Here is a 15241-nt window from a genome sequence, read left to right on the forward strand (position 1 = left end):
CAAACGCTTTATCCCTATTTTGATAGTCCGTCTCTATTCCATCAGCAGAACTTTTGTATTTCAGCGCCATATAACAGCCTACACAAACAATCTTTGGATGATCTGAACAACAATAAACGAATAGTGTCTAAGCTGCCACCAGGCGACGCGCTGCATTGAAAATAAAAAAGTCCCTCCAAATAGATCGGAGGGACTTTCTTTTTATTTTAAAAATCGCTTATGCCAATTTCTCGAATTCTTTGTATTCAATTTCACTAGCATTCAATTTCACTAAACCTTTCAAGTGATCAAATACTTTTAAAGCTTTAGCTTCTTCGAACAAACGATTACCTTGTTCTCTATCTTGCAACAATTGAATTGCAAATTGGTTCAACTGCTCATCAGAAGGCTCTTCGTTGATGTTGTACATCTTAATTTGCGCGTAGATACGTTCTTTTGCTAAATTGATAACTTCATCATATTTAACTTCAAGACCATTTTCAGTAACAACGCGATTTTCGATGATTGTCCATTTCAAGTTATTCAAGAAATCAGCAAAACCTTCGTTCAATTCTTCTTCAGAAATGCTTGGGTTAGTTGCTTTCAACCATCTTTTCAAGAACTCTTCAGGGAAAGATACATCAACCTTCTCCATACCAAAAGTATACATATCATTACGTAATCTTTGATCTGAATTTTGTTTGAATAAATTCTCAACTTCTTCTTTCACTTTTTCTGTGAATTGAGCTTCTTCTGTTACTTCACCTTCCGCGAATAATTTATCGAAAAATTCTTGGTTAAGATCAGCTTCTTCTAAGCGGTTGATATTCTTAACAGTCAATTCAAATTTAGTGACGTCTAAAGCAGTTGCTTCTTCCTCAGTTATACCTAAGATACGTGCTACATCTTCAATTTTGAATGCTTTTTTAACATCAATCTTAACAACATCGTCTTTTTTAAGACCAACTAATGATTTTTTGATCTTAGCATCTTCTACGATATCTGTACGGATAGAAGTTGTTTTTTCTAGACCTTCTTCTTTATCTTGTTTCAATGTTGCATACAATACATCACCTTCTTCAGATACTTCTGGATTAGTCATTTTTCCATAGCTACGACGCAAGTTCTTGATACGATCTGCCAATGTCTCTTCATCAGCTTTGATTTCGTACGAAGTAAATTCAGTCTCAGCAGTAAAAGGTAATTCAAAAGCAGGAGCAAGACCAATTTCATATTTGAAGTTGAAATTGTCTTTATAATCCCAGCTGTACTGTGCATCATCTTCCAAAGGAAGTGGTTGACCTAAAACTTCTAATTTATTTTCAGCAATATAATTAGTGATTTTCTCATTCACTAATTTATTGATCTCATCAAATAAAATAGATTTACCATAAGTACGTCTGATATGTCCCACTGGAACTTGACCTGGACGGAACCCTGGTAATTTTGCTTTTTTAGCTTGCGCTTTAATCTCTTTGTCGACTTGAGGATTATAATCTTCAGGTGCTAATGCGACGTTGACTACCGCATTGATTGCATCTACATTCTCGTGTGAAATATTCATACTCTTTTTAGCTATATCGCATTCATAAAAAAATCCTCCCGAGGTTTTAAGTTCGGGAGGACATCAAGTGCGGAAGAAGGGACTCGAACCCCCACGCCTTGCGGCGCCAGATCCTAAGTCTGGTGCGGCTACCAATTACGCCACTTCCGCATTAGGATTTCTTTTGATGCCACAAAGATAGAAACCAAACCTATATCCTGCAAGTATTTTCTACTCTTTTTTTTATTTTTTTTCAATATTCTCCCAACCCCTTGCATAATTCATTATTATTCATTTACTTTGAATATCAAAGTACTTTTATGGAACAGAAAGATTTATTTAGAGAACTTGGGCAGATCAGATCATTAATGGAAAAATCGTCCAAATTTGTTTCAATAAGCGGATTATCAGGTGTACTCATGGGCTGTTATGCGTTGGTGGGAACGCTATTGGGATACTATATTATACACCAACCCGAAAGTACCGCTCTACTCTTGGGCCAAAATCTGAATAGGCCCCTACTGTTTTTATTGATTGCGCTCATCGTCCTCTTATCATCCCTGGTGACCGGCTGGCTAATGGCACGTAAAAAGGCGAGAAAAAATAAGCAGTCGATTTGGAACATTACAAGCAAATCTCTTTTATTTGCAGTTTCAATCCCCTTACTAACGGGTGGCGTGATATCCTTGTTGTTTTTTGTCCAAGGCTACTACCAGCTGATTGCGACCATGCTGCTGATCTTTTATGGACTGGCACTGACCGCTGGAAGTATCTATACCTTTGCCGAAGCAAAAGGCCTGGGTATACTGGAAATCTGTCTGGGTTTGATTGGTATATGTTTTCCAGAAATCGGATTACTATTATGGGGATTGGGATTTGGTGTACTACACATCATCTATGGTTTTATCGTTTACAAAAAGTACGAATCGTGAAATTAGATCTTTCCTTATATGACAAAATATTTGAAAACAGAGTTCGCCTCCAAATTATGAGTGTTCTCGCTGCCAATGAAGAATATGATTTTAATTCATTGAAAGAACTGTTGGATGTAACCGATGGTAACCTTGCCTCCAACCTAAAAACTTTGGAAAAAGAAGAATACATTATTGTCGAAAAGAGCTTTGTCGACCGGAAGCCGAACACCAGATACAAAAGAACAACAAAAGGACTTAAAGCCTTTGAAAATCACCTTATTGCACTTGAAAATTTAATAAAACAACAATACAAATAATTTTTTTATCCATTTACTTTGAAAACCAAAGTACTTTTAAAACGTAATTAAATGAAAGGAATTAGATTGAAACTGATGCTGCATCTCTACAATTGGTCCTCCAAAGTATATGCAAACATCTTTAAATGGAACAAAAAAGCCTGGGGAATCTCTAAAGCAGATTTCATGACCTACCCCATTGGAAGCATCGGCTATAATTTGGGGCTCTTTTATGAAAGTAAAGGTTTCGATGTCATGCCCAAACTGGAAAATCACGATGTCTTTCATATCCTGACTGAAACCGGAACAGAGATACAAGATGAAATTGCCATGCAATTCCTTTTGCTTGGTAATGGAAAGATGAGTCTGTATCTCATGGCAATGATTTTTATTGGCGGCACCTTATTTCCTGAATACTTCGGTTATTACAAAAAACATTTTCAAAAGGGGCGATCGCTCCAGAGCTTTCATCATTTAGAATTTAAAGAAATCCTTCATTGGCAATTAACGGAGCTTCAAATTGCCTTATACAGCAAAAACATTCAACTTAACTTAAACCGCTAAAATCATGGATTACAACAATTCATCTCCGACAGAGCAAACCTCAATTTTTGAGAAAATCAGTAATTCTACTGTACTAAAGCTATTTGTCATTTTCTTTCTTTCCCTCATACTACTTATTCCGCTAGCCTTAATCAGCGATTTGATTGAAGAGCGGAAAAACCGCGAACAGGAAGTATCGGATGGAATTACATTAAATTGGGGAAAGGACCAGGTTATCTCAAGCCCTGTACTCGCCATCCCCTATCGCGAGACTATCCCACTTTCTGCCGAAAAAGCCGAGAAATCTAACCTTAGAGAAGAGCTGAAATGGATATTTGTCTTACCCAAAACTTCCAATATCGCAACAGATATAACGCCACAACATCTCGCTAGAGGTATTTATAATACCGTAGTTTACAACAGCAACATCACATTAGAAGGTATCTTTGACAAAATATCCCTAGAAAAACTCGAGGTCCCTCATGAGCAAATTGACTGGAAAGGCAGCAAGCTTATTTTCGGTATCCAGGATTTTAAAGGCTTAGGCAAGCGCCCATCCTTGAATTGGGATGGTAACGAGTTAACTTTCGATCCAGACTTTAATAATCTCAAATTATTCACTCAAAATTTAGTCTGTCCGGTATCTTTGGATCCGCAGAAAACGGACAATCGTTTCAAGATTAAGCTAAACTTAAAAGGATCCAAATCATTGAATTTCCTCCCTCTTAGTGATCAGACAAACATCCAGGCTAAGGGTAACTGGGCTAATCCAAGTTTCACTGGTGCATTTTTACCGAGCAAACGTATAACCGAAACATCCAATTTTTCGGCTTCATGGGAAATCCCATCTTTCAGTCGGAAGCTGCCCCAACAATGGACTGGCGATGCCCGTCCAATCTATCAGTTCGATAACAAGCTCGAAAATGGAAATGAGGGCAATGAACAAAAAGCAGCACAAACTGCCACCACTACACTTACCTCTGCAAATAACCTATATTATAACACGGACATGATTACAATTAACTTCTTACCAGATATCAACAACTATCAAAAAACAACGCGGGTTGCCAAATATGGTATTTTAGTCATCATTCTGACTTTTACTTCCCTCCTATTCACCGAGGTGATCAAGAAAAAACGGATCCATATCATCCAATATATTCTAATTGGAGCAGCAATGGTTCTTTTTTACACCTTACTACTCGCACTTTCCGAGCATATTGGATTTAATCTAGCTTATTTAACCGCTTCCGTGGCGACAGTTATGCTGATTGGCAGTTTCATTAAATCAATTACCAAAGACCAGAAATCGGCCCTGTTGCTGAGTTCAATTCTGGCTTTATTTTATCTCTTCATCTATATCCTTATGCAACTTCGGGATTATTCCCTAATCGCTGGAACAATTGGCATCTTTATCATTTTGGCGATTTTGATGCGCGTTTCAACAAAAATAAACTGGTATCAATTTGACAATAGCCATGTGGATCAATAGACAACATCTTCGACTTTACTGGGTCCTGATTCAGATATTGCTTAAAAAATAGGGATTTACAATTCTCATAAGCCATTTCTACATGAAAGAGATGGCTATTTTTTTACTTGCCTTAGCATTTATGACCAAATTCTGTAACTTGCGAAGAAATTTTTCAGCGGCATAGATATGTTTAAACAGATGAAAAAACTTACAATACTTACATTAGCGATTATGGCGTGTAACCTAAGCAATGCGCAAGAAAGCAAAGGTGGAAAAAGCAATTTTAAATTAGTGTCGGAATCGCCACAACCCATCAACCCAAGTACACTTTGGGATCTTGGTCGTGTTTCGGCCGAAGGACTTTCTGCAGATGGCAAAACATTGGTATATGGTGTTTCCAATTATAATTTGGAAAGCAATTCAAGTGAAAAAAATCTATATACGGTTTCTCTGATCAATGGTACCAACCAGCAGTTCACCGATCAAAAAGGCGGTGAAACAGTCGTACAGATCGAACCAAATGGCGACGTAATTTATTTGTTAAAAGGGCAGTTATGGAAGAAGAACCTATCTAAGGGTGAAGCACTTCAATTGACAAATGGCGATATCGCCTTAGAAAATGTCAAATTTTCTCCTGATGGTAAGCAAATACTCTTCAGCCAGAGCGTTCTTGTAAAAAAATACCACAGCACGGATAAATATCCCGAACTACCAAAGTCAGACGCTTATATCTATGACAACTTAGATTATAGACACTGGGATACCTTCAATGATGGTAAGTTCAGTCATCCTTTTGTGGCGAGTTTTATTGATGGTAAAGTTGGTGAGTCGGTAGACCTATTGAAGGACCAAGCCTTCTATAGCCCTCAGGCACCATTTGGTGGCGCCGAAGATTTTGCCTGGTCTCCAGATAGCAAAGCCGTGCTTTATGTCTGTAAAAAGAAATTCGGAACAGACTATGCCGTCAGTACCAATACCGATATTTATCGCTATGATATCGCTACCGGAACAACTTCCAATCTGACAGAAGGAATGAATGGGTATGATACAGCCCCAACCTATTCTCCCGATGGAAAAAGCCTAACCTGGCTCAGCATGAAGACCGATGGTTATGAATCGGACAAAAATGATATCATGCTATTTGACAAAAACAGCTCAATTCGTTTAAATCTAACAGCACATTGGGATGGTACGGTCAATAGTTTTATCTGGAGCAGTGACAATCGAAAAATCTATTTTACAGCTGCTACGAAAGGTACCGTTCAACTATTTGAACTTGAAGTACCGACCAATATCAAAGCTAAAAGTTTACCAAAAATACAGCAAATTTCAGAAGGAGACTTTGACATCACCGGGATTGTAGGCCAAGTAGCTGACAAATTAATCGTTAGCTCGACAAAGTTTACTCGCGCAACAGAAATCTTCAGCTTTGATCTAAAAACCAAATCTTTAACTCCGGTCACCAAAGTTAATGATGCAAAATATGCAAGCATCAGCGAAAACAAAATTGAGAAGCGTATTACAAAGGCCTCCGATGGTGCAGATCTTTTTTCATGGGTAATCTATCCGCCAAACTTTGACCCTGCAAAAAAATATCCAACCATACTTTACTGTGAAGGCGGCCCTCAATCCGCACTGACGCAATTTTATTCGTTCCGTTGGAATTTACAATTAATTGCGTCACAAGGTTATATTGTTATCGCTCCAAACCGTAGGGGTATGCCTGGCTGGGGGGTAAAGTGGAATGAAGCCATTTCTCAGGACTGGGGCGGTCAGCCAATCCGTGATTATTTAACAGCTATAGACGATATCTCCAAAGAATCCTATGTCGATACAACTCGGCGCGCAGCAATTGGAGCGAGTTATGGTGGATACTCTGTTTATCAGCTAGCTGGTGTACATCAAAACCGCTTCAAAACGTTCATTGCACACAACGGTTTATTCGACATGAGAAGCTGGTATGGTACCACAGAAGAACTCTTTTTCGCCAACCACGAACTGGGCGGAGCGTACTGGGATAGCAAAAATGAGCAATCCTATACCGCGTTCAACCCGATTGAAAAAGCAAATAATTGGCATACACCGATCTTAATCTTTCAGGGTGGAAAAGATTATCGTGTTCCAATCGGACAAGGACTGGCAGCATTCCAATTGGCTCAACTCAAAAAGATTAAGAGCCGTCTGGTCTACCTACCGGATGAAAATCACTGGGTCCTGTCCGGACAAAACGCACAAGTTTGGCAAAGAGAATTCTTTACCTGGCTTAAAGAAACCTTATAGACAGTTCCATGCTATCGGATTGTAAGACCAGCTACTTTCACGATCAATAAAATCGCGAGTCAGGTTGTCAGTTTTAGCGGAATAGAAACGCCACTCAATGAGTGGCGTTTCTATTTCAATTCGATACCGACCATACCATACCATACCATACCATACCATACCATACCATACCATACCATACCATACCATACCATACCATACCATACCATACCATACTCTTGTTAACCATTGATTAATACCAACTTTCCATTTAACTGGGGTTTTACAGGGGGTTAACAGGGGTATAACAGGGGGTTAACAGGGGTCTACCCCTATTAACTCCCTGTTAACCCGCTGTAACAAGGTAATAAAAACCCTGTTAATATAAAACAAGAGATAAGCTTAGCAATAGGAAAGTGCCGATCGGTAAAGCATAAATCGGGGAGGCCAATTTATGGGATTGGAGCGAGTACAGATTTAAACATCAAAAGGGCAGCCCCTGAAAACAAAAAAGCCTGCTGTAGGCAGGCTTTTCAAGTATATCATTGAATCTGATCGCTTAAATCTACTTTTCACCTTTTTTTCCAAAGATGGAAAGTTTGATATATTTCCCAGGCTTCTCTTTAACGTCCTTCATCAAATTATCCATTTCCTTTGAAGCATTATTGAGGTTATTGTATAAAGCTTCATCATTGAGCAATAAGCCGATAGATCCCTTCCCACTATTAATTTTTCCGGTGATCTCCTGAAAATCATTCACTGCAGCATTTACTTTGTTCATGGTGTGTTCAAAATCCAATCGGGCGGCCTTATCGGTAATATTATTCAGATTAGACATAATCGCATTGATTTTCTCACCATTTTGTGAAAAATTGGAAGTGATTGATTCCAGATTGGCCATGATTCTATTCAGTCTTCCCTTTTCATCCCCGACCAGACCTTCGACATCTTTAGTAATGCCTTCCACATTTTTTAAAGAAGTGGAAATACTGTGAATGCTTCTTTTAAAGTCGTCCTGAAACTGCTTGTCTAAGACAGTATTGACAACCGATAACGTTGAATCCAGCTTAATGGTAATTGTTTCGATCCTTTTTTGAATGGGTTCAACCTTATCCATAATATTCGGTTGAACACCTGAAGTTAAAAAATCGCCATCCTTTGCCAATTCCTTACTGTTGCCCATTTCGAAGACAATTGCTTTACTTCCCAACAAATCTGTGCTTGAAATTCTCGCTACTGTATTTTTTGGTATATCGTAATGAGAATGGATCTTGAACTCGGTTTTGATCTTCCCATCTGCTTGTAAAATCATTTTTGAAACACGCCCAATCTGATAGCCGTTAACCAGGACAGGTTTGGAGGGAGTTAAACCATCTACAGTCGTATAGGTCGTGTAAAAAGTATTATCGCTACTAAAAACGTCATTTCCTTTTAGAAAGCTATATCCAATAAATAATAAAACTATTGCAACTGTTGCTAATATGCCGACTTTTGTCTCGTTTGATATTTTCACAAATAATCTATTTAGTAATGATCATTAATTTAAGTTTAAAACAGCATAAAAGCAAATCTGTTTAGCGTTCTACAGAATTTTTATAAATTTTCAGAGCCGAAACCAAATTATCAACAATCTCCTGCTGCCCTTCATCAGACAAGAGATAGCTCTCTTCTTCTCTATTACTAATAAAGCCAATTTCTGTCAGCACAGCAGGCATACCAGCTTCCGCCAGTACAGCTAATCCTTTCTCCCAGAACCCTCTACTGTAGCGACCTGCTTTCACATACTCCCCTTCGATCATCTGCGCCAGACGTATACTTTTTTCGCGGAATCGGTTTTTCATTAACGAGAAGATGATCGCACTTTCAGGGTCTTTCGGGTCAAATCCCTGGTAATTTTCTTTATAGTTTGACTCCAATAACAGAGAAGCATTCTCACGAACAGCAGCATCCTGCTGTCCCAACCGATGCGAGCCTGAAACCAGCGTTTCGGTACCATGTGCACTCGCACCACTGGAATTACAGTGGATCGAAATAAATAAATCTGCTTTATTGGCATTGGCCAAACGGATACGTTTATAAAGTTCAACAAATTCATCCGTCGTTCTTGTGTAGATGATCTTGATACCTGGAATATCTTTCTGAATCTGTTTTCCTAATTTTAACGCAACTTCAAGGGCTACATTTTTCTCCAAAGATCGCCGTCCAGCCGCTCCTGTATCTTTTCCACCATGGCCTGCATCAATCACAATTGTCCTTATTTGATAATCAGGAAGCCCGGACTGTCCATTGTTTAATTTGAAAGAATTCAATAAAAAAAATCCCAAAGTAGCCAACACGACGCTACACCATTTTCTAATTCTTAATTCTGATTTCATTGAATAATTATTTGCTCTACTATAAACGAATCAAAATGAGTCTATATTATTTCTTTAATAGATAACGATATTTAACATATTTTCTATTGCTTTTTTGACTAATTTTGTCTCTCGAAGTTTAACATTATTTCACAAAAATAACATTTGTCTTTAATTTTGAAGTCGTTAATCAACATTTTAACACTATTTATCATTCTTGCAATGAGCAGTTCTAGCGTTGCTCAAAGTAATATTCCATTAAAACAGAACGGACTTCAAGGTAAAGATCCTATTTCGGCGACCAATAAACTGCAGGATACCAGTAAAACTAAAACTGCGGATACAACCAAATCTGTTACTGATACAACCAAGAAAAAAGGAAGTGGCTTGCAGGCGGAAGTGAGTATCATTGCTGTTGACTCTCAGAAATCTGAAGTCGCAAAAAATATCAGCCACCTCTATCGCGGGGCAAAGGTAAAATACCAAGATTTTGAGCTTTCTGCCGACTATATCCGTCTTGACCGAAACAAGAAAAAGATTTTTGCCTCGGGGATCTACGATAAAACGGGTAAGTATGTCGGCCGCCCAATCGTCATTATGGGAAATGGTGAATCTCCAAAAACAGTAGATTCGCTCTATTACGATTATGAAAAACAGGAAGGGAATACCTACGGCATTATGACGGAAGTCGATGGAGGGTATATCCAGGCCAATATTGTAAGAAAGAATATCTACGACGAAATGTCGATATATAAAGGATTATACAGTACCTGTAATCTACCCTATCCACATACCCATTTTGGTATCCATATTTCCAAAGGTATTGTCACTAAAAACCAGATTATTTCGGGTCCGGCTTACCTTGTGGTAATGGGAGTACCTATGCCGGTCGCATTTCCCTTCGCTTTCTTTCCAAAACCGGATAAAAGGGCTTCGGGCTTTCTCTTCCCTTCTTTTGGGGAAGATTACACCAGAGGATTTTCGATGCGCGATATCGGTTGGTATCTGGCCTTCAACGATTATTGGGACAGTGAGGTGAGAGCTTCCTTGTATTCAAAAGGTTCGTGGGAAGCATCCATAAACACGCGCTATACCGTCAACTATAAATTTAACGGCGGTTTTAATATCCGCTATGCCAATAACAAAACAGGTATTGAAGGAACCAGAAATTATGGCTCCAATAAGGATTTTAACGTTACTTGGAACCATACCCAGCGTCAGGAAGCCAATCCAGGAACTTCTTTCTCTGCAAGTGTAAACTTCGGTACGTCATCATTCTATAAAAATACCGGTACAAGTAGTAACCAAACAACCTACCAGAACTTGGCGCAAAACAGAATGGGTTCCTCCATTAGCTATGGAAAAGTATTCGCCGATGGTAAGGTAAATCTAACGGCCAGTTTAACACACAATCAAAATATTGCGGATAGGACCATCCAATTGAGTTTGCCAAATATCAGCTTAAACGTATCCTCTTTCAATCCATTTGATAGCAAAGACCGTGTCGGTGAACAAAAATGGTATCAACGCATCAATGTCGGTTACAGCTTCCAGGCACAAAACTCGGTAAACACCATTGATACTATGTTATTTAAACCAGGAGGCTTCAAAAAATTCCAAAATGGTTTTCAACACAATATTCCAGTCAGTTTATCACTGAATGCCTTTAAATATTTTCAGTTCAATACCAGTGTCAATTATACCGAGCGCTGGTATTTACAAAGTACCAGACAACGCCTAGACAATACAGCAGCAGGTTATGTACAACGTCTTGATACTGTTCAGGGCTTCAGGCGGGCATACGATTATTCGATTTCAACAGGACTTTCGACCAAAATTTATGGTATGTATCCTAAAATCGGTAAAATTCAGGCGATCAGACACGTTGTTACCCCCTCAATCAATCTGAGTTATAGACCTGATTTTTCGGACCCCAAATATGGCTTCTATCAACATTATAACGATCAATATGGAAACAGAAATGTATACTCGATCTTTAATCAAGGCCTCTATGGATCACCTTCATCGGGTAGATCGGCAAGGATAGGATACTCCATCGACAATAATATTGAGGCAAAGATTAAAAGTAAATCCGATACCACAGATGGTGGTTTTAAGAAAATCCCTATTCTCCAAGGTCTGACATTTAGTGGAGATTACAACTTTGTTGCCGATTCCCTAAAATTGTCCCCAATTACCTTCTCCGGCCGTACGGCTTTTTTCGACCAAAAGATGAATGTAAACTTCAACGGTGCATTTGATCCCTATTCGGTCAATGAAAACGGCGTCCGCGTCAATCGCTATGCCATTAAAGACGGTAGTCTCGCTCGACTGACAAACTTTGGTCTTTCCTTTGACTATAGTCTGAATCCTAAGGCTGCGAAATCACGTAATAACAATATTGATTCTTTAAGAAAAGAAATGGCAGGTGCAGGTATGACGCCCGAACAGGCACAGGCCTTAGCGCGCATCAGCTCGGATCCTAACGCCTTTGTGGACTTTAACATTCCATGGAACCTTGCTGCATCTTTCAGTTTCAATATGTCCAAATCGTTCAACTCCAGCACGCGAAAAATGGAGAGTCAAATCACGAGCACCTTAAACTTGCATGGCGATTTCAGTGTTACGCCAAAATGGAAGGTAACCTTTCAATCGGGATATGACTTCAAACAGAAGCAAGTAGTCATGACTTCTTTCAATATTTATCGGGATCTGCATTGTTGGGATATGTCATTTGGCTGGTTGCCCTTTGGGCAGTACCGGAGTTATAATGTGACTATCCGGGCCAAGGCCTCAATCTTACAAGACCTTAAGCTCACAAAAAGAGCTAGTTCAGGAAGCGGTTATTTTTAAAATAACCGCTTTTTTTAAAAGCTATACCCTGATCGGTCAGAAAGAACCTGCAGTTCATTTTCAGAAAATACCTTCCATCAAATACATATTAATCATTTCGTTGAGCCGCAATTTTATGTAAGTTTATATCCTGAATCGTCCACTATTAAATTTTCATTTTTAGGATGTAGTACATGAATAGTTTAATTCTGGAAGATTAAGAAAATAGAACGATTTACCCCTATGTCCATTTTCAGAATAGACATGTGATCGCTTAATTATTTTAAAGATGAAAGCAGAGATTATTACCATAGGCGATGAAATCCTCATCGGCCAGATTATTGATACCAATTCGGGTTGGATCGCCAAGCAACTCCTCCGGTTCGAAGTCGATATCGTTAAGATGACATCGATCCCCGATACCGAAGAAGCAATTTCAACAACGCTGAAAGATGCTGCGTCCCGGGCAGATCTTATTCTGATCACCGGAGGTCTGGGGCCAACAAAAGATGATGTCACAAAAAAAACAGCTGCAAAATATTTTGGGACTACCTTAATCCGCGATGCGAATGTACTTCAACATGTGACCAACATATTTGAATCGCGCAATCTAAAAATGCTCGATATCAACCTTCAACAGGCCGATGTCCTCGCTAATTGTGAGGTTTTATTTAACGACTATGGCACCGCCCCCGGTATGCTGGTCCGTCAGGACCAAAAGCAGTTTATTTTTATGCCCGGAGTACCCTTTGAGATGAAATTTCTGATGGAGAAACATGTACTCCCCCTATTAGCCAAACAGGATCCGGATCTATTTATCTGCCATGAAACAATCTTGGTAGGTGGCATTGGTGAATCTTATTTAGCAGAAGAAATAAAAGATATCGAAGCAGAGCTCCCGCCGAGCATAAAATTAGCCTATCTGCCCACATTGGCTTTTATCCGTTTAAGGCTCTCTGGCAAAAGTAGGAACAAGTCAGACATTATGCTCCAAGTTGCCCTTTTTAAAACAAAACTTCTTCACCGCTTACGGCACTACGTGATAGCAGACTATGATACCAGCATAGAGCCGCATCTGATAAAAGAGCTTGCCCGCCGAGGTTCAACATTGACAACAGCAGAAAGCTGTACCGGTGGTAGCCTTGCCGCTTCCATAACCGCAGTAGCGGGAAGCAGCACGATATTCCTTGGTGGTACTATCCCCTACTCCAACGCATTAAAACAACAATTGTTGAACGTCAAAGAAGAAACACTGATCCAATATGGCGCAGTAAGTGAGCAGACGGCGATCGAGATGGCTTCCGGTTCAAAAAAGGCTTTTTCTTCGGAGTATGCTATTGCAACAACTGGAATAGCCGGGCCGGGTGGTGGAACAGCTGAAAAGCCCGTCGGAACGATTTGGGTGGCTGTTGCCGGAAAAAAAGAAATTTTAACCAAGCAGTTCCAATTTAATAACGACAGACTTGTCAACATCGAACGTACGCGTATGAATGCTTTATTACTTCTATGGAAGTTGCTTGTAAAAGAACAAGACACCGAATAAGGTAAAATAATATTTCAAAAAACATGTTATTTCAGGAATAATATTTTAAATTGTTGAAAGTAAACCACAATTTATTTAACTTCGTTTTTCTATAACGAGATTGCTAAAAAATATGGCTTTATATAAACTCTTGCTCCCAAAAATGGGAGAAAGTGTATCCGAGGCGACAATCACCAAATGGTTAAAACAACCGGGTGACCTGATTGAGGAAGATGACACTTTATTGGAAATCGCAACGGACAAAGTTGATTCAGAGGTACCTTCCCCTGTAAAAGGTGTTTTAAAAGAGCAGTGCTATACCGTAGACCAGACTGTCCAAGTTGGTGAGGTCGTTGCAATTATAGAAATTGAAGGCGAAAGTGAAGAATCTGCGATTCAAACGCAAGAAAATACAGTCCCTTCAGCGATAATTCCCGAAGAGATCAAAACAATGAATATCCCTGGTGTAGACCAGCTACCCAATGTAGCAGCTGAAACTTCATCTGCTCCATATGAGAATACGCTACGTTTCTATTCGCCTCTCGTAAAAAATATCGCACGTCACGAAGGCTTGTCTCAAGATGAACTTGACCGTATTCAGGGTACAGGGGCAGAAGGGCGAGTGACCAAGGAAGATATTTTAACTTATGTCGCGCATAGGGATTCCTCGTCAAAACCAGAAAAACCAATTCAGGTGGATCTGGCAAGTACAAACTTGGAGTCTCCCAAAGTAGTCTCCACAGCACCGTCTCATGTTCACACCGTTACCAATGGCATTGATGAAATCATTGAGATGGATCGCATGCGAAAATTGATCGCGGATCATATGGTCAAAAGTGTACAGATCTCTCCACATGTATGTTCCTTTGTTGAGGCAGATGTTACCAACTTGGTTTTGTGGCGCAATAAAGTCAAAGATGCCTATAAAAAACGCGAAGGAGAAAATATCACTTTTACTCCTTTGTTTATCGAGGCTATTAGCAAAGCACTCAAAGATTTTCCATTGGTCAATATCTCGATCGACGGTTACAATATCATCAAGAAGAAAAATATCAATATCGGTATGGCAGCAGCATTGCCGAATGGTAATCTCATCGTGCCGGTTATCAAAAATGCAGATCAATTGAGCTTGGTCGGATTAAGTAAAAGTGTCAATGACCTTGCACAACGATCACGAGCAAATAAATTAAAACCGGACGACACGCAAGACGGCACATTTACATTCACCAATATTGGCGCTTTTGGTAATATTATGGGAACTCCCATCATTAACCAACCGCAAGCTGCAATCTTAGCTGTTGGTACCATCACGAAAAAACCGGCGGTAATAGAAACGGAATATGGTGATATGATCGGTATTAGACATATGATGTATCTTTCACTTTCTTACGACCACCGTGCAATCGATGGTGCGCTCGGAGGTACCTTCTTAAAACGCGTTGCGGACTACCTGGAAAACTGGGATAGCAATAGAGTGATCTAACGATTTCAATCAATCAACATAAAAAAAGGCTCTTAACAGAGC

General features: G+C 39.4%; 12 protein-coding genes and 1 tRNA gene. 8 read left to right on the forward strand and 5 right to left on the reverse strand.

Going from position 1 to position 15241, the window contains the following annotated elements; all coding sequences use genetic code 11:
* Window positions 1-217: 217 nt before the first annotated feature.
* Together OK025_RS02510 and OK025_RS02515 are read right to left on the reverse strand one after the other, a co-directional pair.
* Window positions 218-1543, reverse strand: a complete 1326-nt coding sequence (locus OK025_RS02510) for a trigger factor (RefSeq protein WP_317668213.1) — start codon at window positions 1541-1543, stop codon at window positions 218-220.
* A 68-nt stretch (window positions 1544-1611) separates the two neighbouring features.
* Window positions 1612-1693 (reverse strand) — tRNA-Leu (locus OK025_RS02515).
* Between the two features lie 149 nt (window positions 1694-1842).
* On the opposite strand from OK025_RS02515, the gene OK025_RS02520 reads away from it, so the two are divergent.
* The 5 genes from OK025_RS02520 (at window position 1843) to OK025_RS02540 (ending at window position 7029) form a co-directional block, all read left to right on the forward strand.
* Window positions 1843-2454, forward strand: coding sequence for a hypothetical protein (locus OK025_RS02520; protein ID WP_317668214.1), 612 nt, complete (start codon window positions 1843-1845; stop codon window positions 2452-2454).
* On the forward strand, window positions 2451-2753 hold the full coding sequence (locus OK025_RS02525; protein WP_075991269.1) for a winged helix-turn-helix domain-containing protein: 303 nt from the start codon (window positions 2451-2453) through the stop codon (window positions 2751-2753). Before OK025_RS02520 ends, OK025_RS02525 begins: the two co-directional genes overlap by 4 nt.
* 51 nt (window positions 2754-2804) lie before the next feature.
* Window positions 2805-3296 (forward strand): hypothetical protein, encoded by a 492-nt coding sequence (locus OK025_RS02530; protein ID WP_075991268.1) that lies wholly within the window; start codon window positions 2805-2807, stop codon window positions 3294-3296.
* A 4-nt stretch (window positions 3297-3300) separates the two neighbouring features.
* Window positions 3301-4767: a cell envelope integrity protein CreD gene (gene creD, locus OK025_RS02535; protein WP_317668215.1), complete on the forward strand. Its 1467-nt coding sequence runs from the start codon at window positions 3301-3303 to the stop codon at window positions 4765-4767.
* Window positions 4768-4947: 180 nt separating this feature from the next.
* Complete coding sequence (locus tag OK025_RS02540; RefSeq protein ID WP_317668216.1) at window positions 4948-7029, forward strand: S9 family peptidase; 2082 nt, start codon at window positions 4948-4950, stop codon at window positions 7027-7029.
* Here the strand turns inward: OK025_RS02540 and OK025_RS02545 are convergent.
* The 3 genes from OK025_RS02545 to OK025_RS02555 all read right to left on the reverse strand — a co-directional run bounded on the left by OK025_RS02545 (window position 7024) and on the right by OK025_RS02555 (window position 9383).
* A complete protein-coding gene (locus OK025_RS02545) occupies window positions 7024-7233 on the reverse strand; it encodes a hypothetical protein (protein WP_317668217.1) in 210 nt (69 codons plus the stop codon). The genes OK025_RS02540 and OK025_RS02545 overlap by 6 nt on opposite strands.
* Before the next feature lie 340 nt (window positions 7234-7573).
* Window positions 7574-8521, reverse strand: a complete 948-nt coding sequence (locus OK025_RS02550) for an MlaD family protein (protein WP_088160402.1) — start codon at window positions 8519-8521, stop codon at window positions 7574-7576.
* Between the two features lie 61 nt (window positions 8522-8582).
* A complete protein-coding gene (locus tag OK025_RS02555; RefSeq protein ID WP_317668218.1) occupies window positions 8583-9383 on the reverse strand; it encodes an N-acetylmuramoyl-L-alanine amidase in 801 nt (266 codons plus the stop codon).
* A 201-nt stretch (window positions 9384-9584) separates the two neighbouring features.
* Between OK025_RS02555 and OK025_RS02560 the strand changes: the two genes are divergently transcribed.
* The 3 genes from OK025_RS02560 to OK025_RS02570 all read left to right on the forward strand — a co-directional run bounded on the left by OK025_RS02560 (window position 9585) and on the right by OK025_RS02570 (window position 15199).
* Window positions 9585-12215 (forward strand): putative LPS assembly protein LptD, encoded by a 2631-nt coding sequence (locus tag OK025_RS02560; protein ID WP_317668219.1) that lies wholly within the window; start codon window positions 9585-9587, stop codon window positions 12213-12215.
* Between the two features lie 268 nt (window positions 12216-12483).
* Window positions 12484-13737: a competence/damage-inducible protein A gene (locus OK025_RS02565; RefSeq protein ID WP_317668220.1), complete on the forward strand. Its 1254-nt coding sequence runs from the start codon at window positions 12484-12486 to the stop codon at window positions 13735-13737.
* 112 nt (window positions 13738-13849) lie between these two features.
* The gene (locus tag OK025_RS02570; RefSeq protein WP_317668221.1) at window positions 13850-15199 is read left to right on the forward strand and encodes a dihydrolipoamide acetyltransferase family protein; all 1350 of its coding nucleotides are present in this window, start codon (window positions 13850-13852) and stop codon (window positions 15197-15199) included.
* The last annotated feature ends 42 nt before the right edge of the window (window positions 15200-15241 follow it).

The sequence above is a fragment of the Sphingobacterium sp. UGAL515B_05 genome, assembly GCF_033097525.1.
Classification (GTDB): domain Bacteria; phylum Bacteroidota; class Bacteroidia; order Sphingobacteriales; family Sphingobacteriaceae; genus Sphingobacterium.

Bases quoted from the DNA above. Each gene is read 5' to 3' on its own strand.
- OK025_RS02510 (WP_317668213.1), bottom strand. From the start codon at position 1,543: ATGAATATTTCACACGAGAATGTAGATGCAATCAATGCGGTAGTCAAC.
- OK025_RS02520 (WP_317668214.1), top strand. From the start codon at position 1,843: ATGGAACAGAAAGATTTATTTAGAGAACTTGGGCAGATCAGATCATTA.
- OK025_RS02530 (WP_075991268.1), top strand. From the start codon at position 2,805: ATGAAAGGAATTAGATTGAAACTGATGCTGCATCTCTACAATTGGTCC.
- creD (WP_317668215.1), top strand. From the start codon at position 3,301: ATGGATTACAACAATTCATCTCCGACAGAGCAAACCTCAATTTTTGAG.
- OK025_RS02540 (WP_317668216.1), top strand. From the start codon at position 4,948: ATGAAAAAACTTACAATACTTACATTAGCGATTATGGCGTGTAACCTA.
- OK025_RS02545 (WP_317668217.1), bottom strand. From the start codon at position 7,233: ATGGTATGGTATGGTATGGTATGGTATGGTATGGTATGGTATGGTATG.
- OK025_RS02555 (WP_317668218.1), bottom strand. From the start codon at position 9,383: ATGAAATCAGAATTAAGAATTAGAAAATGGTGTAGCGTCGTGTTGGCT.
- OK025_RS02560 (WP_317668219.1), top strand. From the start codon at position 9,585: ATGAGCAGTTCTAGCGTTGCTCAAAGTAATATTCCATTAAAACAGAAC.
- OK025_RS02565 (WP_317668220.1), top strand. From the start codon at position 12,484: ATGAAAGCAGAGATTATTACCATAGGCGATGAAATCCTCATCGGCCAG.
- OK025_RS02570 (WP_317668221.1), top strand. From the start codon at position 13,850: ATGGCTTTATATAAACTCTTGCTCCCAAAAATGGGAGAAAGTGTATCC.